Origin of the sequence: Flavobacterium reichenbachii, assembly GCF_002217435.1 — a bacterium.
Lineage (GTDB): Bacteria > Bacteroidota > Bacteroidia > Flavobacteriales > Flavobacteriaceae > Flavobacterium > Flavobacterium reichenbachii.
In genome coordinates, this window is the sequence record NZ_MUHF01000002.1 from 241,610 (window position 1) to 261,692 (window position 20,083).

Below are 20,083 nucleotides of genomic sequence, written 5' to 3' on the forward strand. Positions count from 1 at the left end.
ACCTGAAACATGAAACTTCAAACATGAAACCTGAAACTTCAAACATGAAACAAAAAAACTAAAACCTAAAAAAAATGAATGATTTAAGCAATTATAGAAAATCTTACGAAAAGAGTGAACTGCTGGAAAGTAATATTCCAGAAGATCCTATTAATCTTTTTAATAAATGGTTTCATGAAGTAGAAGATTTTGGAGGAAACGGAGAAGTAAATGCCATGACAGTTTCTACAATTGGTCTGGATGGTTTTCCTAAAGCAAGAGTTGTTTTGTTGAAGAAATTCTCTGAAGAAGGATTTATATTTTATACGAACTATAATTCAGATAAAGGAAAAGCTATTGAAGCAAATCCTCATGTTTGCTTGTCATTTTTTTGGCAGGAAATGGAGCGTCAGGTTATTATAAAAGGAATTGCTCAAAAAACATCAGAAAATATATCAGACGGTTATTTTGATTCCCGTCCCGACGGCAGCAAACTGGGCGCGATTGTTTCCAATCAAAGTGAAGTAATTCCGTCAAGGACTTTTCTCGAAGAAAATTTAAAGAAATTAGAAGCTGCGTTTGAAGGAAAAGAAATTCCGAGACCTGATAATTGGGGCGGTTTTTTAGTAACTCCTTTACAGGTAGAATTTTGGCAGGGAAGACCTAACCGACTTCACGATAGAATTCGATATACAAGCCAATCTGATTTTTCATGGAAAACAGAAAGACTTTCTTCTTAAATGTAAGAATTTTATATTTAATTAACATAAAATAATGCATTTTATCGATTATTTTTGTAGTTTATCGATAAATTAGATATGTTTGAAGTAGAAAACAATGATATTTATATAAAGATTTAAAGGATTTGCCCCAACATCTACTTTAATGCATAAACCAAAGTCGACTATGAAAAAGATTATGCGCGCCATGTTATTCATTGCAATATTTATTGCAATGAATGCATGTTCTGCTGACAGCGAAGCTGCCGACAATGGTACTCCAATAACGCCGACAACTATTGTTACCAATTATACTTATAATGATTTTGAAGTAGAAACAATGAGATTGATAAACGAATACCGTGTAAGTATTGGTTTAAAATCATTAACTACGGTTAATCATATTTCTTTTAAAAGCGAAGAGCACAACAAATACATGATTAAAAACAATGTTGTAAATCATGATAATTTTGAATCCCGTTCCTCGAATATTATGAATCTTCTTGGTGCAAAAAAAGTAGGAGAGAATGTTGCCTACAATTACAAAACACCGGCAGATGCTGTAAAAGGCTGGCTGGAAAGTCCCGGACATAAAGAAAATATAGAGGGAGATTATACTCATTTTGGTTTGTCTGTTACAGCAGATGCTTCAGGAAGAAAATATTACACTAACATTTTTGCGAAAATTTAAAATATTGAACTTGGTTGGTTTTTTAGTGATCGTTGTAACTTTTTGGAGTTACAGCGATTTTTTTTTGCAGCTTCCTAAAATTTTAATTCTTGTTTGAATTCAGGAAAAATGTTAAGGGAGTTAAAAAAATGAAAGGGATTAAAATATCTTTTGTAAATTAGAACTTAATTAAAATCTGAAGCCTTTATGAGGTTTCTAAACTTCTACTTATGAAAAATTTAATTTTAATACGTCATGCAAAATCAAGCTGGGAAGCACCTTTAAAAGATTTCGACAGACCTTTAATGAAAAGAGGGATTTTAGATGCTCATGAAGTATCCACTAATATTTCAAAATTTCTTCCGAAGACCTATATAATTTGGAGCAGTACAGCAGCGCGGGCCTCAGAAACTGCTCTGATTTTTGCTCAGAATATTTCGTATCCTATAGAAAGTATCGTTTATAAAGACGACCTTTATACCTTTGATGATAAACAGCTGGAAAAGGTTATTAAATCATGTGATAATAGTTTAGAAAGCGTTATTCTTTTTGGACATAACGAGGCTATTACAAATTTTGTTAATAAATTTGGAGATGTTTTTATAGAAAATGTTCCAACTTCAGGATTTGTAGCTTTAAAATTCGAATCAGAAAGCTGGGATACAATCAACAAAGGCATAACACATAAAACAATTTTCCCCAAAGATCTAAAATAAATAAAGTGTACGAACAGAAATATATCGATAGAGAAAAAAGTTGGTTAGCGTTTAATGCAAGAGTGCTTCAGGAAGCAGCAGACAACACAGTACCGCTTTTAGACAGACTGCGTTTTGTTGGAATTTTTTCGAACAATTTAGATGAATTTTTTAGAGTTCGGTATGCCGCAATTCGAAGATTAAGTCTTTCTGGTATCTCCGGAGAAAAATATTTGGGTGGGGTTTCTGCGCATCAGTTAATTAAAGATATTACAGAAATTGTTATTCAGCAGCAATCTGAAAGTCTCCGTATTTTGGGTAATATAGAAGATGAACTAGAAGCAGAAAATATCTTTATTATAAACGAAGATCAAATTAATGTTGATCAGGAAAATTTTTTAAAAGACTTTTTTACTCAAAAATTAAGTCCCGAATTAGTGACAATCATTCTAAATGATTTAGCCGAATTTCCGGTCTTAAAAGATACATTAGGTTATTTGGCAGTTCGTTTAGAAATGAATAAAAACGATGAAGTTCGTTATGCAGTAATCGAAATACCGAAAACCATAAATCGTTTTGTTGTACTTCCTTCAAATGATGAAAAACAGTATGTTATATTGATCGACGATGTAATTCGATATAACCTGAAGAACATTTTTAATATTTTCGATTATAAAAGTGTATCAGCACACATGATCAAAATTACCCGTGATGCACAGCTGGATATCGACAGCGATTTGAGTAAAAGTATGCTCGAAAAAATTGCAACATCGGTAAAAGATCGTAGAATAGGAGAACCTGTTCGTTTTATTTACGACAGTTTAATAGAAAAAGACACACTTCATTTTTTCTTAGATAAAATGAAAATCGTAGAAACAGATAGTATAATTCCCGGCGGAAGATATCATAACCGACGTGATTATATGAGTTTTCCAAATTTAGGAAGATATGATCTTCTTTATAAAACAAATGATCCGCTGCCAATTCCTGATTTAAGACTTGGAGGAAGCATTCTTGAAAAAATCAGTAAAAAAGATTACTTGCTGCATGCGCCATATCAGTCATTTTCATATCTGACAAAGTTCTTGCGTGAAGCTGCATTAGATCCAAAAGTTACCAGTATAAAGATCACTTTATATCGACTTGCTAAAAATTCGCAGGTAATTAGCTCCTTGATTAATGCTGCTAAGAATGGAAAAAAAGTGGTCGTTCAGATCGAGCTTCAGGCACGTTTTGATGAGGCAAGCAATATTTCTTACGCAGAACAAATGCAGACCGAAGGAATTGAACTTATTTTTGGAATAAAGGGATTAAAAGTTCACAGTAAAATCTGTGTAATAGAAAGAACCGAAGAAGGAAAAACGCGTCGTTACGGATTTGTTTCGACCGGAAACTTCAACGAATCAACAGCAAAAATTTATACCGATGTTACGCTTTTTACTTGTCATCAGGGAATTCTAAAAGATATTACTAAGATTTTTGAATTCTTCGATATAAATTACAGAGTTCATAGATACAAGCATTTAATCGTATCGCCTCATTATACCAGAACCAAATTTATAAAACTGATAGATCGTGAGATTTTGCACGCTTTAGCCGGTAGAAAAACGCATATAAAGTTAAAAATGAATAGTTTGTCAGATTTTAAAATGATCGACAAATTGTACGAAGCAAGTAATGCAGGAGTAAAAATTCAGCTTCAGGTAAGAGGTATATGCTCGCTAATTCCAGGAATTCCGGGAATGAGCGAAAATATAGAAGCGATTAGTATTGTAGATAATTATCTGGAACATTCTAGAGTTTATATTTTTGGAAATGCCGGATTGACAGAAGTTTATATTTCGTCAGCAGATTTTATGACTAGAAATCTGGACGGAAGAGTAGAAGTTACGTGCCCTATTTATGATCTTGAAATTAAAAAAGAACTAATAGATAACTTTAATATTGCCTGGAAAGGAAACGTAAAAGTAAGATATCATTCTTATAAATTAGACAATAAATACAAGCCAAGAAATCATCATGCCCCTTTTAGAGCTCAGCTTGAAACTTATAAATATTACCAAAAAAAAATTGAATTGTTAGAACAAGGTAATAATCCGGCAGAAGAGCTAATTAAACAATAAATTTAAAATTAAAAATCATAAGTGAGCATGATTAATATTAAGAAATATGCAGCAATAGATATCGGATCAAACGCTATGAGGCTTCTGATATCGAATGTTGTAGAACAAGACGGCAAAGAGCCTCAATTTAATAAAAGCTCGCTTGTTCGTGTGCCAATACGTTTGGGACAAGATGCCTTTACAGTTGGAGAGATTTCAGAAGAAAATATAGAAAGGATGGTCGATGCTATGAAAGCATTCCACCTTTTAATGAAAGTACATAAAGTAGAGCGCTATATGGCATTTGCAACTTCTGCAATGCGAGAAGCTTATAATGCCAAAGAAGTTGTAGCGCTGATTAAAAAGAAAGCAGACATTAAAATTGAAATTATTGATGGTAAAAAAGAAGCGGCTATTATTGCTTCTACAGATCTGCACCATTTGCTTAAAACAGACGAAACGTATCTTTTTGTAGATGTCGGCGGCGGAAGTACAGAATTTACTCTTTTCTCTGACGGGAAAATGGTTAATTCAAGATCTTTTAAAGCAGGTACTGTACGTTTGTTAAATAATATGGTTCACGATGTGGTTTGGGATGAAATCGAAAAATGGATTAAAACCAATACCAAAGATTATGAAGAAGTAACACTGATTGGTTCTGGTGGTAACATCAATAAATTGTTTAAAATGTCTGGAAAACAGCAGGAAAAACCGCTGTCTTACATTTATATTAATTCTCAATATGCATTTTTAAATTCGCTGACTTACGAACAGAGAATCGCAGAATTAGGTTTAAATTCTGACCGTGCCGATGTAATTATCCATGCGACAAGAATTTACCTTAATGCAATGAAATGGAGTGGTGCGCGCCAGATTTATGTACCCAAAATTGGACTTTCTGATGGTATCGTAAAAGCAATGTATTACGGGAAAATTTAATTTTTAAGGCGCCGGTTTTAATTAGCGTCAAACCTTTTTCATAATGAAATCAGTTTTTCAATCTCTTCAGAATTTTTCTCCCGAAGAATTAGATCTTTTAGATAGTTTGATTACATTTCGTTCTCTTAAAAAAGGACAAATTTTATTGACCGAAAATCAGGTTTGTAATGAAATTGTGTTTATTGAAAGCGGTATTTTACGTTCCTTTTTTCTGAATCATAAAGGTGATGAAATTACCAATTGTTTTGCTTTCGAAAATGAACTTATGGCTTCATTTGCCAGCTTTATAACCGAAGAAAAAGCCGAAGAAAACATTCAGGCTTTAGCCGATACCCAATTGCAGGTTTTAGATCGAAAAGCCTTGGAGAAACTTTATAAATCAGGTTTTAACTGGCAGGAAACAGGCAGGAAATTAACTGAAATAGAATTTGTAAATCTTCAAAAAAGAATGATTTCTTTTCAGAAATTATCCGGCGCACAGCGTTATGAAGAATTATATCTAAATCATCAAAAATACCTGCAGTTAATTCCATTGCAATATTTAGCGTCGTATTTGGGAGTTACACCACGACATCTAAGCCGAATTAGAAAAGCAGTTTTATAGACATTTGTCCAGTGAAATAAATAAGCTGAATAGTATTTTTGGAAAAAGAACAATATGAAAAAAATACTGATTATAAACGGTCATCCTAATCCCGACAGCTTTAATTTTGCTATCGCAAGCGAATATAATAAAGGAGCACTTGCTTCTGGGGCAATTGTTGAAACCATTACAATTGCATCTTTAAATTTTAATCCGAATTTAAAATTTGGCTACCAAAAACGAACCGATTTAGAACCTGATTTACTGGAATCGTGGGAGAAAATTAAAAAAGCAGATCACTTAGTCTGGATACATCCAATTTGGTGGGGCGGACTTCCTGCAATTACTAAAGGTTTTATCGATCGTTTATTTTTGCCTGGGATGGCTTTTCAATACCGTGAAAATTCAGTTTGGTGGGATAAATTACTCAAAGGAAAAACGGCTCATATTATTACCACTTTAGACCAGCCAAGCTGGTATTACAAGTTGTTTTATGGAAAACCAAGTGTAAATCAATTGAAGAAAACTGTTTTGGAGTTTTGCGGTGTAAAGCCCGTAAAAGTGAGTTATATCGGAATCGTAAAAACTGCCGATGAAGTCCAAAAGAAAAAATGGCTTGAAAAAATCTATAATTTCGGACTGAAAAATAAATAGAATCTTTTTATTTTTGCTGCAAAAACCGCAAATTCGAAGAAAAAAAATTAAGCATTAATATCCAATCCAAACGTAGAGCGTAAAAGTTCAATGTTTGGATTTATTTCTAATAAACGATTGTATCGATCCTGATCATTAAAACTACGTTTGGTTTCTATCGATTCATTTACAACTACTTCAATCGTAATATCATGATTGTGCAGATGTCCTTTTAAATGACCTAAAAGACCATTAAGCTGGCTTTCAAAATCTAATTTAGAACCTTCATTTGGCAATTCAAGCGTAATTACAGTTCCGTTTAAAGTCGGGTCATTTATAAGCAGTAAAGACTCCATAATCCTTAAACCTTTTTGCCCTAAACGTTCTGCATATTTATTCCATTGCACCAGCATTTCTGTTTCTGTAAAATCTTCTGTAGGCATGACAGAAGAAGGCTTAACGTAGCTTTTACTATTTGCCTCCATTTCTTTTTTCTTGCGAATACTCGATAGAGAAAAAGCAGAAACTTTGGGTGCGCCGCCTGCTTCCGATTTTGGTGCTTCAGAAATTTGAACTTTTGGTGTTTCTACAGCTTGCTCTTTTACAGTGCTTTGAATGTTTGCTGCAGGATTTTCAGTTTTTTGATTTGGATTTTCAGTTGCGGTCTGAGTTTCAGCTTTTGGCTTTTGACTTTCGACTTCAACTATAGAATAACCGCCATTTTTAAAATAAACGGGTGGAATTATGAATTGCTCAGCTTTTTTTTTTCTCCATCAAAGTTGATAGAGGCCAATTGCATCAAACATAACTCAACTAAAAGTCGTTGATTCTGACTCAATTTGTATTTTAAATCGCAGTCGTTGGCAATGTCAATTCCTTTTAATAAAAATTCCTGAGAACATTTCTGAGACTGAACGCCGTACATTTGCTGTGCTTGTTCTCCAACTTCTAATAAAGCAATAGTTGCAGGAGTTTTGCTCACTAACAAATCTCTAAAATGAGAAGCCAGACCAGCGATAAAATGGTGTCCGTCAAAACCTTTTGCCAGAATATCGTTGTATGCCAATAAAAGATCCGGAATTTTATTTTCTAAAAGTAAATCGGTAATCGAAATATAAGTTTCGTAATCTAAAACGTTTAGGTTTTCGGTTACGGCCTGACGCGTAAGATTTGTTCCGCAATACGAAACCACACGGTCAAAAATAGACAAAGCATCACGCATTGCGCCATCTGCTTTTTGGGCAATAATGTGCAAAGCATCATCTTCAAAATTGATTCCCTGACTTGCTGCAACTTCTGCTAAATGTTCTTTTGCATCTTTTACAGTAATTCTTTTGAAATCAAATATCTGACAGCGAGATAAAATCGTCGGAATGATTTTGTGTTTTTCTGTTGTTGCTAAAATAAAAATAGCATGCTTTGGCGGTTCTTCTAATGTTTTAAGAAAAGCATTAAAAGCAGCCGAAGACAACATATGCACCTCGTCAATAATATAAACTTTGTATTGTCCGGTTTGAGGCGGGATTCGAACCTGATCAATCAGACTTCGAATGTCATCAACCGAGTTATTTGAAGCAGCATCTAATTCAAAAACGTTAAATGCAAAATCTTCATTTGGATCGTCGTATCCAGGCTGATTAATTTTTCGGGCCAAAATACGCGCGCAAGTCGTTTTTCCAACTCCACGTGGTCCTGTAAATAAAAGAGCAGAAGCAAGGTGGTTGCTGTCAATGGCATTCAACAACGTGTTGGTAATGGCTTTCTGCCCCACAACATCCTTAAAGGTCTGCGGGCGGTATTTACGAGCCGATACTACAAATTGTTCCATATTCTTTTTTATTCGATAGCAAATATAGAGTATAATTTAATGATTTAAAAATTTAAAAATTGAAAGATTTTTAAGTGTTTGAATAGGTGTAAGTTTTATTACCGGGCATTAAGAGATTTTAGTTTATTGCATTTGATATTTGTTAATTTTAATTTTTTGGATTTATTATTTGTAGATAAAAAAGGATTATTTTTAACTGTTAATAAACGAAAATCGTTAATCAGAATTTTATTAAAAAATACTTAATTAATCCTATAGCATGAAAAAATATTTTGCAATTCTGGCTGTTATATTTTGTTCTTATAAAATTCAGGCGCAAACCGCACAAGACACATCAGAGATTAAACGTGTTGCTTTGGCTTATATTGAGGCACAGCACAACCCGAATTCAAAACTTATGGAAAGTGCGCTGCATCCTCGTATGGTCAAAAGATCAGTTTTTAGAAATAAGACAGCCCAGAAAGATTTTATTTCTGAATTTTTTGCAGAAAATATGGTTATTTTGGCCGAAACTTACAATGTAAAAGGCGATAAATTTCCGAACAATCCGAGAAAAGAAATCAAATTATTAGATGTTTCGACTAGAACTGCGTCGGTAAAATTGCTTGCAGATGCTTGGATCGACTATATGCATATTGTGAAGACCAACGGAGAATGGAAAATCATAAATGTTCTCTGGCAGTATAATGATGTTTCTCAGCATCAATAATTAATAAATAAATATGAAAAAAATTAAGTTAGAACTTTTCACTTCGGAGCTGCTTGTTTTAGGAATTATAGTCCTGCTTTTAAATGACTTTTATCTAAAATACGAGTTTCACAATGTGATTACGGGTAAATTAAGCGATTTTGCAGGATTATTTGTTTTTCCATTTTTCGTTTCGATATTCCTTCCGAAACATTCATTGAGGATTTATATTGTAACTGCTCTGTTTTTTATTTTTTGGAAATTAGAAATCTCAAATAATTTTATTGCTTTTATTTCAGAAGTCTCCAATTTGGCATTTTACAGAACTGTAGATATTTCAGATTTAATAGCGATTTCGATTTTACCTTTTTCTTATAAATACTTTGAAAAAAAACAAGCAGAAAGCAAGAAGTCTTATTTTATGCTAAATGCAATAATTGGCATATTCTGTTTTTTTACGCTTTTGGCAGACAGTCAGCCTCGACTGCAGATTAATATTAAAGTAAAAAGCGATAAAATTTATAAGCTTCCCATTTCTAAAAATGCATTGTATAATAAATGGAATAAAAGCGTTGTTGGTGCTCCCTACACGGAATCTCATAGTTTTATAAATTTTACTTTTTATATTAATGATTACAATACTTACGCGACTGCCATTACCACTATTAAGGAAGATTCACATAAAAACACGATTATTAAATTAGACAGCATTACGGATCTTACGATTCGCGGAAGGTTATTTTTAGGAATTAAAAATAGTGACATTGTTAATGCTCAAAATCTGAGCAAAAAACAATTGGAGTTATTGTTTCAACAAAACTGCGTGAATAAATTAATAAAAAATACAAATGAAGAGCGTTCAAGTTACGATGTTTACCCAAGGTATTAGTTGCTGTTTTTAACTTGAGAATTTCCCGCACATTTCATACAGCTCACTTGCAAAGCTCAATTGACCTTACTGGAAAAGATATAAAACCCACTAGCATTCTTATAATGTATTGATATTTAATCTGTTTAATTTTAAATACTTAATTATTAAAAGATAGTGTTATGAAAATGAAATCAATTTTATTGGGAATGGGGCTGGTTGTTTCCCTTGCATCTTGCACACCTAAAGATGCGGATATTGAAAAAGCAATTAGTGAAAAATTAGGCGATGCGCCAGAAGTACAAGTTACAGTACATGAAGGTGTTGCTACAATTACAGGAACTTGTGAAGACGAAGCTTTCAAAAAAAATATCGAACGCAGTGTAAAAGCGACTAAAGGAGTAAAATCTGTAGTAAATGCATGCGAACTTCCTGTTGCAAATCAAGAACCTGCTGCGGCAGCTGTTATCATTAATTCAGACGGCGATTTGGATAAATCTGTTAGTGAGGTTGTAAAAGCTTACGATGGAGTGAGCGCTACTGTTGTAGGTGGTGTTGTTACTCTTTCGGGTGAAGTTAAAAGAAGTCAATTGCAGCCTTTAATGCAAAGTGTGCAGGAATTGAAACCTAAAAAAGTTGAAAACAAATTAATCATTAAATAACGCTGTTATGAGTTTACAAGATAAATATAGAAATTTGACAAATTTAGCTTCTGAGCTAAAAACTGCAAATTTACAAGTGAGAGAGCAGGACAATGTCTTGTATATTGATGGTTCAGTAAATTCGGCAGAAGATAAAGATAAACTTTGGGATGCTTACAATAAGCTTGATCCCGATTACAGATCAGCAGATGTTGTAATGAATATAGAAGTAAATCAAGGTATCTCGAGAGAATATACCGTAGAAAAAGGAGATTCACTTTCTAAAATAGGAAAAGCATACGGCGTTTCATGGCAGACTATTTTTGAAGCCAATAAAGACATTATTAAAAATCCAGATCTCATACAAGTGGGTTGGAAATTGAAAATACCAACAGAATAATTAATTAAAGTCCGTCTCGATGATGGACTTTTTTTTATGTCTTAAATCCAAAAATAATAGCGTTTTTACATTTTACGTCATTTCGACGAATGAAGATTTTAAACTAAGATTCTCATTCGTCGAAAGACAAATTTTGGTTGAATTGGAGATAGCGTTCAAAAAAATAAATTGAGAAATTACCTCCCTTTAATACTCAATTCTAGTAATAACTGCGAAGTTTCAGAGTCTGAATCTGCAGAAAATCCGGATACATAAACGCCTTTTTTTCCAGAATTTGATTTTATTCCGTACACAACAGCCTCATCGCCTGGGTCTGATTCCCCTTCGTATCGATACACATGTACAATTTCAAATTTTTCGGGATTCTTTTTGATCGCGTCTGAGTTTAAATTGAAGTCGCAGGTAAATCCTTTTTCATGCAATTGATCTAAAGCTTTTGAAACGGTTGCGTAATGATACATTTTACTCATGATTATTACATTTTAAAATTATTGAATTTTAAAGATAACCATTTTAAAATTAAAATGTTATGAATTTGATTTGAAAATCTGAATTCTAAAATCTCAATTCCTCAGTTATAAGTGTTACTTTTGCCGCGCAGACCGCCTTATCGTCGTTCCGATTCATCGGGAGGGAGGAAAGTCCGGACACCACAGAGAAGCATAGCGGGTAACACCCGTCGGTCTTAGTAATAAGTCAAGGACAAGTGCAACAGAAAGTATGTACAGGTAATGCTGTAGTGAAACCAGGTAAACTCTATGCGGTGAAATACCAAGTATATCAGCATTTAAGGGCTTCTCGTTCGTTGCTGAAGGGTAGGTAGCTTGAGCTTATGAGTAATTGTAAGTCTAGATAAATGATAAGGCCCTGATTTATCAGGGACAGAATCCGGCTTATAGGTCTGCTTTTTTTATATATTTGTGAAACTATCTAACTAAATTTCATGAATATTACAACTCCTAATTCTTCAAATAAACCCAAACAAAGCACTCTTAATACTATCCTGACCAATCTTACCTTTTGGGTGCTGATTGCTATTATTACAGGTGTTTTATTGGGGCATTTTTCTCCTCAAAACGGAGTGAAAATGGAAATTGTCGGGAAAACTTTTGTAGATATTATCAAACTTTTTATAGGACCTATTATTTTCCTGACCATTGTTTTGGGAATTTCAGGAATGGGAAATTTAAAAAAAGTAGGCAGGATCGGAATTAAAGCTTTAACTTATTTTGAAATTGTTTCGACTATCGCACTCGCAATCGGTGTTACAATTGCCTACGTTTTTAAACCAGGAAAAATCGACAAAACCGGTTTGGCCTTACAGGATGCAAGTCAATATACAAGTGGAACTGCAGAACATTTCTCTTGGCTGAAATTCTTTTTATCCAATTTTACACTGCAGGTTTTAGCTGCAGCAATTATCTGCGGTATAGCATTGAATTTCTATCAAAAAAGAGAGCAGACTATTTTAGTTTTAGAGCGTATCTCAAAAGTAGTTTTTATGGGGTTGAAATATGTAATGTATCTCGCGCCAATTGGTGCTTTTGGCGGCATGGCGTATACGATTGGCAAGTTTGGTCTGCAGACTTTAATTCCGCTGGGCAAATTAATGCTGTGCGTTTATCTTACCATGATTTTGTTTGTTTTTCTTGTTTTAGGAAGTATTCTAAAATATTATAAAATCAGTATTCTTGCAATTTTAAAATATATTAAAGAAGAACTTTTAATTGTTTTAGGAACTTCATCTTCAGAAGCTGCACTGCCCAATATCATGGTAAAACTTGAAAAAATGGGCTGTAGTAAATCGGTTGTAGGATTAGTAATTCCGACAGGATATTCTTTTAATCTCGATGGAACTTCTATTTATTTATCAATGTCTGTAATTTTTTTGGCACAACTATATGACGTTCATTTGAGTTTCTTCGAAATTCTGAGCGTTATAGGAATTTTAATGATAACTTCTAAAGGAGCTGCGGGAGTAACCGGAAGTGGTTTTATTGTTTTAGCCTCTACATTAACCGCAATTCATAAAATTCCGGTAGAAGGATTGGCTTTTTTGCTCGGTGTAGATAAATTTATGAGCGAAGCAAGAGCAATTACCAATTTAATAGGAAATACAACAGCAACAATCGTGATCTCTAAAAGTGAAAGAGATTTTACAGATTTGAATTTAGATCCTATATCAGAGGGATAATTTTGATTTGCCGCGAAAACACAAGATGGTAATTTTTATTCTTTAATGTTTACAATTTTTTTTTAGACTTGTGTCTTCGTGGCAGTATCAATATTTTATTTATGCTTCGTCTTTTGTAGCACGTACCAGACTGATTCCGGACATGAAAAACACGACGCCTAATATTCCGTATATAATTAATGATTTGATGTCTCTGGTTTCACCAGAAGTCCCAGCAAAAATAACTGCTGTATATATTAGGCCGACAATACCGAGGACTGTAAGTAATCCTCCGAAAAATCTTTTAAGGTTCATGATATTTAGTTTTATGATTCATAACAAATCTATTTAATTTACAACGTTTTACCATTATATAATTGCGTGGCAAAAATTATATTTTTCACATTATTTTTCTGTAAGAAAAAATTATATTTTTAATTTCACCGCATGGTTTAAATGTTATATTTGTGCTGACTAACCAAATTGGCACAGATGAAAAGAGCTCTATTATTCTCATTTTATTGTTTTGTTTTTCAACGCCATTTTTTACAATATTTGTAATTGAAATAAGATAATGAAGAAAATAATATGCTGCCTTTTGCTCGTTTTGTTTGTCGCAAATGCAAATGCACAACACGCAAGAGTTTATGCAAATCTTTCAATCTATAAACATTCAGACTTCAAAAACAATCTTTTCTCGGAAGTAGGAGGTGGTGTTGAAGTAAAAATTCACCGTTTTCTTAAACCAGAAATTGGAGTAAGTTATTTTGCAGGAAGTTTAGAAGATTACAGTAAAGTAAACGAGCAGGGAATTGCACTTGATCTGCGTACCAGCAGAGCTTATGCGTTTAATATCAACCTAACGCCAAAAATCTCATTGTACAGCAGTGAAGTTAACTCCGGCGATGTATTTATCCAGATACTGCCCAGATTTAATGTGGCAAAAATAGGAGCAGAGCGATATTATACAGTTATAAATCAAAGTAATCCATTAAAATCAGATACTAAAAAAGAAGCGATTTCAGAATGGCAGCAAACGTTTGGAATTGGCGTCGGAATCGATATTGTCATTTCAGACAGAACCTATGATTCTTTTTCTATAAATCTCTATTACAATGGTGTAGATCTCGGTAAAGTTTTAAAAGAAGTAAATAATTATGACAGCTCTCTTAATACTAATACATTAGGATTAGGAATAAGCTATTATTTAGGATTCGAAAAAAAGAAAAATTAAAAGTTATGACTTAGCTATTTTAAATTCTATTCCGATATTCCGAATGCTTTCTATACGTATTGAAGCGTCGTCTTTTAAGTATTTCCGAATTTTACTGATATAAACATCCATACTCCTGCCAGAAAAAAAATCATCATTTCCCCACACAGCTTTCAGGATTTGCTCTCTTTTTAATAATTGATTTTGATGCGAATAAAAGTATTGAAGCAGCGCAGCTTCTTTTTCTGTTAACTGCTGTGTTTTGTTTTCTATTTTTAAAGAAAAACGTTTGGTATCAAAAGAATACAATCCGATCTGCATTAATTCTGATTCCTGAAAAACTGTTTTCTTAGTACTTCTTTTTAAAATATTCTGAAGTCTTAAAATCAATTCTTCAGCTTCAAAAGGTTTTACGATATAATCGTCGGCGCCAAGTTTTAGTCCTTTAATTTTGTCTTCTTTTAATTTTTTGGCAGTCAGGAAAATAAATGGAATATCAGGATTGATTTTGATTATTTTTTCAGCTAAAGAAAATCCGTCAAGCTTAGGCATCATGACATCAAAAACGCAAATATCAAAAGTTTGCTTTTGAAAATAATCTAAAGCGATTTGACCATTTTCAGCCCACAAAACTTCATATTGGTACAATTCTAAATATTGTTTTAAAACGTTTGCAAAATCTGCATCGTCTTCGGCTAAAAGAATTTTTTTCAAAAGAATAAATTAAACTTTAAACATAATGGTAAACACAGCGCCTTTTCCTAAATCGCTCATAACAGCAATCGTTCCCTGATGCGCTTTAATAATCTGATCCACATAATAAAGTCCTAAACCAAGCCCTTTTGTATTGTGCAGATTGCCTTGTTCAACTCGATAAAATTTTTCAAAAAGTAAAGCCTGTTTGTTTTTTGAAATTCCGATTCCATTATCTTCAATAGCAATAGAAAACTGATTTTCTATTTGTTTTGTTTTTACCACAATTTTGTTTGAACCATATTTAACAGCATTTTCCAAAACATTTAATAGTGCAGTTGTCAAATGAAATTTATCCAAAATAAGATTTGTTTTCTGAGTCTGAAAATCAGTTTGAATGTCAATTTTAGGAAACGTTAATTTGAAATCATTTACAATTGAAAAAAGAAAATCTTCGGTTTCAATTTTTTCTTTCTCTAATTCTATTTCATTTTCTGCCAGAGAATTAGCCATAACCTGATCGATTAAGTTTTGGAGTCGATTGTTCTGACGGGAAATTGTATTTACAATCGCATTAAAATTTTCATCATTATCACGGATATTTTTCTGCTCTAAAATCTTTGTTGAAATACCCAAAGTAGCCAGAGGTGTTTTGAGTTCGTGTGTAATATTATTGATGAAATCGGTTTTGACATCGCTTACCTTTTTTTGCTTAATTAGAGCTTTAATTGCAATTACAAAAAGGCTGATCAATGTGAGAATACAAAATAAAGACAATATCAAAATAACGGTCATTCGCCTTAAAATGATCATTTCCCAATCTATAACAGAAACATACATAGAATCTTCTGTCAATAATTTGTAATCCTGATTTTCAAAAGTTCCGTTTGTAGTTCCCACATAATTTCGTACCAGAAAAGAATGATTTAAAGAAGCCAGATTTCCGTATAATTTATTCTCAATAAAAGGTTTTTCAGAGAAGATCGTATCGTTTTTCCAGGCATTTTTATACAAAATGAATTTGTTTAGAATGATCGCAAAATCAATTTTAAAATTTGGCAGATCTCTTTCAAGTTTCCTTTGAATTTTCTGAGTCAAAGCATCTTTAAATTCATTTTCCAGAATCCCTTTTTTAATATCCGACTTCGTATTTTTTCCCTGAATATAATTTTCAGATAATGTTTTGTACAGCGCATCTTTTCTCGCTGCTAAAAATGAATCAATATCGCTGTAATTATTGGTAATCTGAGCGATTTCATTTTTGATTTCTGTATGAAACTGCGCAACTTTATAATCGTAAGTCGTTTTTACCAAATAGCATTGTACACTCGATAAAACGATTAGCGCGACAACAGAAAAAGCGATTAATAAATTGATTCTTTGCTTCATATAACTTGACAATTCATTTCAAAAATAATGTTTTTAAGAGATAAAAAAGGCTTTAACCCCGCATTAACCTTCAATTAACTTTCAGAACTGGTTTTTCAAAGCATTTTTGTGGTATTGCTAACCCATATTTCTTTAAGATGAATTTTATTTCTGTGCCCGTAAAAATCTTTTTGATTCTTTTATTTTTTCTTCTCTCGTTGTTTGTAAGTGCCCAAAATGAAACGCCCAAAGACTCTATTTCAAATAATCTGAGTGAAGTCGTAATCAGTCAAAACAAAAAGACTTTTACAAATACGAATGGAAACATAAAAGTAGATGTTGCAAATTCAATCTACAATACAATTCCAAATCCGATTGACCTGCTTTCAAAACTTCCATTGGTTCAGATTAGTTCAGATCGCGAGAATATTTCAGTTTTAGGCAAAGGAAATCCATTAATTTATATAGATAATCAAAAAGTCGAAATGAATGATCTGAATGCTTTGGCGGTTGCCGACATCAAAACGATTGAAATTATTAAGAATCCATCTTCAAAATATGAAGCAGAAGGTCGTTCTGTAATTTTAATTACCAGAAAACTAAGTAAAAAAGATAGTTTTAGAACTGAAATATCCGAAGTTGCTTCATCTAAAAAAAATTACAATAATTACCTCGGATTCAATTCGAGTTTTAAAAGAGGAAAACTGGAATGGAAAGCCAATTTTAATTATAACCGGCTAAATCCTTGGGAAAGTCATAGTATTGCTTATCAGATTCCGGAAGCGTCTATTATTTCTAATTATAATGTAGAATCCACTACAAAAAGAAAGCAGTATATATTTGGCGGAGGTTTATTTTATAAAATAAATGACGATGATTATTTTTCTATAAATGTAAATAGTAAACTTCAAGACGACTCTTTTGATATTAATACTTTTACTTATAATAAAAATCAAAATGACGAAAACAATGTTTTTACCTTAAGTGATAATACCAGCAGTAAGAATTTTGTAAATGCATTTGTAAATTATTCTAAAAAGATAAAAGCAATTAATACACAGTTATTTGCAGGTTTTCAGTATTCTAATTATAAACAGCATTGGTGGAGTCTTGTTGAAAATAATTTCAATGAAAATGGATTTGAATTGTCGCAAAATAGAGATCAGAAGTTTAATGTAGATGTTTTTTCCGGAAGAATCGATTTAGAAAAAAAGTTTAAAAACGAAATGAATTTAGAATATGGAGCACTTTATCTGAATGCCGATTCTAAATCAGATTCTGATATTTATAATTTTGATGAAAATGAAAATACAGTATCAAATTATGATTTTAAAGAAAGAAATTTAGCAGCTTACACACAATTTTCCGGAAAGATAAAAAAAATCGATTTTTCTGTTGGTTTAAGAGTAGAAAATACAGATGTATACAGCAAATTCAAATCTGAAATTTCGCCTTTGATTAATAAAAATTATACCAATTTATTTCCCAAAGTTCAGTTTACATTTCCAATAGACAGCATAAAAAGTATCAATCTTAATTATGCAAAAAGCATTGTAAGGCCAAAATATTCTTCATTGAGTCAGATTGCAGTTTATATAAATCCGTATTTTTTGTACGGCAGCAGTATAAATTTGGTTCCTGCATTAGTAGATGAAATTTCAAGCTCTTATCAATATCATGATAAAACGATAAAATTAAGTTTTTATAATACCAAAAACACGGTCAATTCTAGCTTTATATTCAATAAAGAAACCAATGTACTGACGATAACTGACGTGAATTATAAAAGAGAAAGTGGTTTTATGATTGATTTGACATTGCCTTTTACGTATAAATTTTGGACCACAACAAACTCTTTAATCTTTATAAAAAATAAAGTCGAAGATGATTCTGCATTGTCCAGCTCTTTAAAACCTTATTTATATTATTACTCGAATAACACTTTTAAACTGCCAAAAGATTTTACATATGTGCTTTCGTTTTGGGGGATGACCAAACAAAACGATGGCGTTTTTGAAAGAAAAGCCCAATTGGTTTTTGATATGTCGCTAAATAAGACTTTTGGAAAAAAATGGAATTGCACTTTAAATTTTAATGATGTTTTTAAGAATACAATCTATGCAGAACAATTCACGGTTAATAATGTAAATTCGAAAGCACGATATTTGGGTGATGTACAGGAAGTTTCTATTGCAATTCGTTATTCTTTCGGGAAGATTAAAGATTCTCAGTATAAAGAAAAGAGTATAAATGAGAATGAAAACCGAATTAGATGATATAGAAAATCCCTTGAATTTCAAGGGATTTCTTAGTTTTATAGAAGAGATATTATCCTTCGTCTTCGTCAATAATTTTTATAATAGAATCATCAGGAAGTTCTTCGTCATCATCTGTAGAATTCAGTTCGAAGAACGTAAAGAAAGAACCTCCGTAACTTTTTTGAAAAGAGTAATTACTCAAATGATCTAATTTTGTGTATTTAGAATGTTCGATGATCATCATTCCATCGTCCTCAAGCAGATCTCTTTCAAAAACCGTAAGAACAATTTTCTCAAAAACAGCCTGATCTAAACCATACGGCGGATCTGCAAAAATAATATCGTACGATGTTTTACAGTTTTCAAGAAATTTAAAAACATCACTTTTTGTTGCTGCAATATCAAAATCATATTCTGACGAAACCTGCTTGATGAATTTTACGCATCCAAAATCACCATCTACAGACGTAATTGGCGCGCTTCCTCGTGAAGCAAACTCATAGCTGATATTTCCAGTTCCTGAAAAAAGATCTAAAACCTTTAAGCCGTCAAAACTAAAATGATTATTTAAAACATTAAACAATGCTTCTTTACTCATATCAGTCGTAGGTCTTACAGGAAGGTTTTTTGGTGGAAATATGCGTCGCCCTTTGTATTTTCCTGAAATAATTCTCATGATTGAAATAGAATATAATGTTTTTGATTTTGAGCAGTAGAAAAATTATTCTTTTCCTGCAATGAAGTTACATCTAAAAAAGAAATTTTCCGAATGTATTTGTACGCAATTGCATAAAAGGGATCATTTTCGCTAATTGTGCCTAATAGTTCAAGCTGAAAAGTTTCTGGATTTAAACTCAATTGTTCTGCTGTAAAAAGGATATAGTAGAGAAAATCTTCTGGTGTATTGTATTCAAATGAATTGAATAGTAAGAGTTTTTGATTTTGTACAACGATAATTTCAAAATGGCCGGGATTGAAGTTGACCACCATTTTCTTTTCGTCATTATTTCTCGAAGCATCCAGTATTTTTTCGACCAAAATACTGTTAGCATGTTTATAATCAAAAGATCCAACATTATCTATCAGGAAATTATTGATATTAATGTACGGAATATAAACAGAATTCATATGATAATTTGAAATCTGATCGTAGGTAAAAAAGTCTGTTTCAAAGACTTTAGTGTCGTATTGTAAATAGCTTCCCAAATAATCTTCATCAAAAAGAGCAGTTGGCACAAATGTCGAAAGATTATTAGTGTGAATAACCATTATTTCATCGTAAGACTGCTTCAGCTCAGCATTATTTTTAAAAACATCTGTCAATAAATCTTCAATTTTTACCGTCTTGTTTGAAGTATCGAACTCAACTTCTTTCATGGTTGTGATAATATTATTTAAAGTATCAAAACAACAAAATGATAACCCGGTAAGAGAAACCTGAATAGAAAGTTTTTTGTATTTTTTGGAAGTAATGTTAAGGTTTTGCAATGACATATTTGATTTATAATTCGTTACCTGTTTTTGGTTTCAAGAAGGAATTTAATTCGAACACAAACTTACAAATTAAAAAGCAAGAAAAATAATTGCCGCAGCAATATCAATGACAAAAATCAAAATTCAAAAATCAACTGCA

22 protein-coding genes and 1 other RNA gene are annotated in these 20,083 nt (G+C 32.3%); 15 read left to right on the forward strand and 8 right to left on the reverse strand.

Annotated elements, in window-relative coordinates; translation table 11 throughout:
- The first annotated feature begins 74 nt into the window (after positions 1 to 74).
- The 7 genes from pdxH (at position 75) to B0A68_RS03260 (ending at position 6,341) form a co-directional block, all read left to right on the forward strand.
- Positions 75 to 719, forward strand: a complete 645-nt coding sequence (gene pdxH, locus B0A68_RS03230; RefSeq protein ID WP_035683230.1) for a pyridoxamine 5'-phosphate oxidase — start codon at positions 75 to 77, stop codon at positions 717 to 719.
- 166 nt (positions 720 to 885) lie between these two features.
- Positions 886 to 1,389 carry a CAP domain-containing protein gene (locus B0A68_RS03235; RefSeq protein ID WP_035687984.1) on the forward strand — a complete coding sequence of 168 codons (504 nt, stop codon included), beginning with the start codon at positions 886 to 888 and terminating at the stop codon, positions 1,387 to 1,389.
- Positions 1,390 to 1,598: 209 nt separating this feature from the next.
- Positions 1,599 to 2,084 (forward strand): SixA phosphatase family protein, encoded by a 486-nt coding sequence (locus B0A68_RS03240; RefSeq protein WP_035683233.1) that lies wholly within the window; start codon positions 1,599 to 1,601, stop codon positions 2,082 to 2,084.
- 5 nt (positions 2,085 to 2,089) lie between these two features.
- Positions 2,090 to 4,186, forward strand: a complete 2,097-nt coding sequence (ppk1, locus tag B0A68_RS03245; RefSeq protein WP_051892513.1) for a polyphosphate kinase 1 — start codon at positions 2,090 to 2,092, stop codon at positions 4,184 to 4,186.
- A 27-nt stretch (positions 4,187 to 4,213) separates the two neighbouring features.
- Positions 4,214 to 5,104 carry a Ppx/GppA phosphatase family protein gene (locus B0A68_RS03250; RefSeq protein WP_035683235.1) on the forward strand — a complete coding sequence of 297 codons (891 nt, stop codon included), beginning with the start codon at positions 4,214 to 4,216 and terminating at the stop codon, positions 5,102 to 5,104.
- A 43-nt stretch (positions 5,105 to 5,147) separates the two neighbouring features.
- Complete coding sequence (locus B0A68_RS03255) at positions 5,148 to 5,708, forward strand: Crp/Fnr family transcriptional regulator (protein WP_035683238.1); 561 nt, start codon at positions 5,148 to 5,150, stop codon at positions 5,706 to 5,708.
- Positions 5,709 to 5,762: 54 nt separating this feature from the next.
- Positions 5,763 to 6,341 (forward strand): NAD(P)H-dependent oxidoreductase, encoded by a 579-nt coding sequence (locus tag B0A68_RS03260; protein WP_035683240.1) that lies wholly within the window; start codon positions 5,763 to 5,765, stop codon positions 6,339 to 6,341.
- Positions 6,342 to 6,388: 47 nt separating this feature from the next.
- Here the strand turns inward: B0A68_RS03260 and B0A68_RS03265 are convergent, their stop codons facing one another.
- A complete protein-coding gene (locus B0A68_RS03265; protein ID WP_035683242.1) occupies positions 6,389 to 6,805 on the reverse strand; it encodes a hypothetical protein in 417 nt (138 codons plus the stop codon).
- Between the two features lie 257 nt (positions 6,806 to 7,062).
- On the reverse strand, positions 7,063 to 8,148 hold the full coding sequence (gene dnaX, locus B0A68_RS03270; protein WP_035683244.1) for a DNA polymerase III subunit gamma/tau: 1,086 nt from the start codon (positions 8,146 to 8,148) through the stop codon (positions 7,063 to 7,065).
- Between the two features lie 259 nt (positions 8,149 to 8,407).
- Between dnaX and B0A68_RS03275 the strand changes: the two genes are divergently transcribed.
- The 4 genes from B0A68_RS03275 to B0A68_RS03290 all read left to right on the forward strand — a co-directional run bounded on the left by B0A68_RS03275 (position 8,408) and on the right by B0A68_RS03290 (position 10,745).
- On the forward strand, positions 8,408 to 8,857 hold the full coding sequence (locus B0A68_RS03275; RefSeq protein ID WP_035683246.1) for a nuclear transport factor 2 family protein: 450 nt from the start codon (positions 8,408 to 8,410) through the stop codon (positions 8,855 to 8,857).
- 13 nt (positions 8,858 to 8,870) lie between these two features.
- Positions 8,871 to 9,725: a hypothetical protein gene (locus B0A68_RS03280; protein WP_051892516.1), complete on the forward strand. Its 855-nt coding sequence runs from the start codon at positions 8,871 to 8,873 to the stop codon at positions 9,723 to 9,725.
- Positions 9,726 to 9,886: 161 nt separating this feature from the next.
- Entirely contained in the window at positions 9,887 to 10,366 is a 480-nt protein-coding gene (locus B0A68_RS03285; RefSeq protein WP_035683248.1) for a BON domain-containing protein, read from the forward strand.
- A gap of 7 nt (positions 10,367 to 10,373) precedes the next feature.
- The gene (locus B0A68_RS03290) at positions 10,374 to 10,745 is read left to right on the forward strand and encodes a LysM peptidoglycan-binding domain-containing protein (RefSeq protein WP_035683249.1); all 372 of its coding nucleotides are present in this window, start codon (positions 10,374 to 10,376) and stop codon (positions 10,743 to 10,745) included.
- Between the two features lie 176 nt (positions 10,746 to 10,921).
- On the opposite strand, the gene B0A68_RS03295 is transcribed toward B0A68_RS03290, so the two are convergent.
- The gene (locus B0A68_RS03295; RefSeq protein ID WP_035683250.1) at positions 10,922 to 11,215 is read right to left on the reverse strand and encodes an SH3 domain-containing protein; all 294 of its coding nucleotides are present in this window, start codon (positions 11,213 to 11,215) and stop codon (positions 10,922 to 10,924) included.
- 124 nt (positions 11,216 to 11,339) lie between these two features.
- Here B0A68_RS03295 and rnpB point away from each other — a divergent pair.
- Positions 11,340 to 11,657: RNase P RNA component class A (gene rnpB, locus B0A68_RS03300), an RNA gene on the forward strand.
- Positions 11,658 to 11,688: 31 nt separating this feature from the next.
- Entirely contained in the window at positions 11,689 to 12,939 is a 1,251-nt protein-coding gene (locus B0A68_RS03305; RefSeq protein ID WP_035683253.1) for a cation:dicarboxylate symporter family transporter, read from the forward strand.
- Positions 12,940 to 13,038: 99 nt separating this feature from the next.
- Here the strand turns inward: B0A68_RS03305 and B0A68_RS03310 are convergent, their stop codons facing one another.
- Positions 13,039 to 13,233: a hypothetical protein gene (locus B0A68_RS03310; RefSeq protein WP_035683255.1), complete on the reverse strand. Its 195-nt coding sequence runs from the start codon at positions 13,231 to 13,233 to the stop codon at positions 13,039 to 13,041.
- A gap of 259 nt (positions 13,234 to 13,492) precedes the next feature.
- Here B0A68_RS03310 and B0A68_RS03315 point away from each other — a divergent pair, with 259 nt between their 5' ends.
- Entirely contained in the window at positions 13,493 to 14,152 is a 660-nt protein-coding gene (locus B0A68_RS03315) for an outer membrane beta-barrel protein (RefSeq protein ID WP_035683257.1), read from the forward strand.
- A 3-nt stretch (positions 14,153 to 14,155) separates the two neighbouring features.
- Here B0A68_RS03315 and B0A68_RS03320 read toward each other — a convergent pair whose 3' ends face one another.
- Both B0A68_RS03320 and B0A68_RS03325 read right to left on the reverse strand, forming a co-directional pair.
- A complete protein-coding gene (locus B0A68_RS03320; protein WP_035683259.1) occupies positions 14,156 to 14,845 on the reverse strand; it encodes a response regulator transcription factor in 690 nt (229 codons plus the stop codon).
- A gap of 9 nt (positions 14,846 to 14,854) precedes the next feature.
- Complete coding sequence (locus tag B0A68_RS03325) at positions 14,855 to 16,213, reverse strand: sensor histidine kinase (protein ID WP_035683261.1); 1,359 nt, start codon at positions 16,211 to 16,213, stop codon at positions 14,855 to 14,857.
- Positions 16,214 to 16,350: 137 nt separating this feature from the next.
- Between B0A68_RS03325 and B0A68_RS03330 the strand changes: the two genes are divergently transcribed.
- Positions 16,351 to 18,468, forward strand: a complete 2,118-nt coding sequence (locus tag B0A68_RS03330; protein WP_035683263.1) for an outer membrane beta-barrel family protein — start codon at positions 16,351 to 16,353, stop codon at positions 18,466 to 18,468.
- Between the two features lie 52 nt (positions 18,469 to 18,520).
- Here the strand turns inward: B0A68_RS03330 and B0A68_RS03335 are convergent, their stop codons facing one another.
- Positions 18,521 to 19,126, reverse strand: coding sequence for an RsmD family RNA methyltransferase (locus tag B0A68_RS03335; protein WP_035683264.1), 606 nt, complete (start codon positions 19,124 to 19,126; stop codon positions 18,521 to 18,523).
- A complete protein-coding gene (locus B0A68_RS03340; protein ID WP_035683266.1) occupies positions 19,123 to 19,944 on the reverse strand; it encodes a DUF3822 family protein in 822 nt (273 codons plus the stop codon). The genes B0A68_RS03335 and B0A68_RS03340 overlap by 4 nt, the downstream gene beginning before the upstream one ends.
- Between the last annotated feature and the right edge of the window lie 139 nt (positions 19,945 to 20,083).

Bases quoted from the DNA above. Each gene is read 5' to 3' on its own strand.
- B0A68_RS03235 (WP_035687984.1), top strand. From the start codon at position 886: ATGAAAAAGATTATGCGCGCCATGTTATTCATTGCAATATTTATTGCA.
- B0A68_RS03295 (WP_035683250.1), bottom strand. From the start codon at position 11,215: ATGAGTAAAATGTATCATTACGCAACCGTTTCAAAAGCTTTAGATCAA.
- pdxH (WP_035683230.1), top strand. From the start codon at position 75: ATGAATGATTTAAGCAATTATAGAAAATCTTACGAAAAGAGTGAACTG.
- B0A68_RS03240 (WP_035683233.1), top strand. From the start codon at position 1,599: ATGAAAAATTTAATTTTAATACGTCATGCAAAATCAAGCTGGGAAGCA.
- B0A68_RS03315 (WP_035683257.1), top strand. From the start codon at position 13,493: ATGAAGAAAATAATATGCTGCCTTTTGCTCGTTTTGTTTGTCGCAAAT.
- B0A68_RS03255 (WP_035683238.1), top strand. From the start codon at position 5,148: ATGAAATCAGTTTTTCAATCTCTTCAGAATTTTTCTCCCGAAGAATTA.
- B0A68_RS03330 (WP_035683263.1), top strand. From the start codon at position 16,351: ATGAATTTTATTTCTGTGCCCGTAAAAATCTTTTTGATTCTTTTATTT.
- B0A68_RS03285 (WP_035683248.1), top strand. From the start codon at position 9,887: ATGAAAATGAAATCAATTTTATTGGGAATGGGGCTGGTTGTTTCCCTT.
- B0A68_RS03305 (WP_035683253.1), top strand. From the start codon at position 11,689: ATGAATATTACAACTCCTAATTCTTCAAATAAACCCAAACAAAGCACT.
- B0A68_RS03340 (WP_035683266.1), bottom strand. From the start codon at position 19,944: ATGTCATTGCAAAACCTTAACATTACTTCCAAAAAATACAAAAAACTT.
- B0A68_RS03260 (WP_035683240.1), top strand. From the start codon at position 5,763: ATGAAAAAAATACTGATTATAAACGGTCATCCTAATCCCGACAGCTTT.
- B0A68_RS03335 (WP_035683264.1), bottom strand. From the start codon at position 19,126: ATGAGAATTATTTCAGGAAAATACAAAGGGCGACGCATATTTCCACCA.
- B0A68_RS03265 (WP_035683242.1), bottom strand. From the start codon at position 6,805: ATGGAGGCAAATAGTAAAAGCTACGTTAAGCCTTCTTCTGTCATGCCT.
- B0A68_RS03250 (WP_035683235.1), top strand. From the start codon at position 4,214: ATGATTAATATTAAGAAATATGCAGCAATAGATATCGGATCAAACGCT.
- B0A68_RS03290 (WP_035683249.1), top strand. From the start codon at position 10,374: ATGAGTTTACAAGATAAATATAGAAATTTGACAAATTTAGCTTCTGAG.
- B0A68_RS03310 (WP_035683255.1), bottom strand. From the start codon at position 13,233: ATGAACCTTAAAAGATTTTTCGGAGGATTACTTACAGTCCTCGGTATT.
- dnaX (WP_035683244.1), bottom strand. From the start codon at position 8,148: ATGGAACAATTTGTAGTATCGGCTCGTAAATACCGCCCGCAGACCTTT.
- B0A68_RS03325 (WP_035683261.1), bottom strand. From the start codon at position 16,213: ATGAAGCAAAGAATCAATTTATTAATCGCTTTTTCTGTTGTCGCGCTA.
- B0A68_RS03275 (WP_035683246.1), top strand. From the start codon at position 8,408: ATGAAAAAATATTTTGCAATTCTGGCTGTTATATTTTGTTCTTATAAA.
- B0A68_RS03280 (WP_051892516.1), top strand. From the start codon at position 8,871: ATGAAAAAAATTAAGTTAGAACTTTTCACTTCGGAGCTGCTTGTTTTA.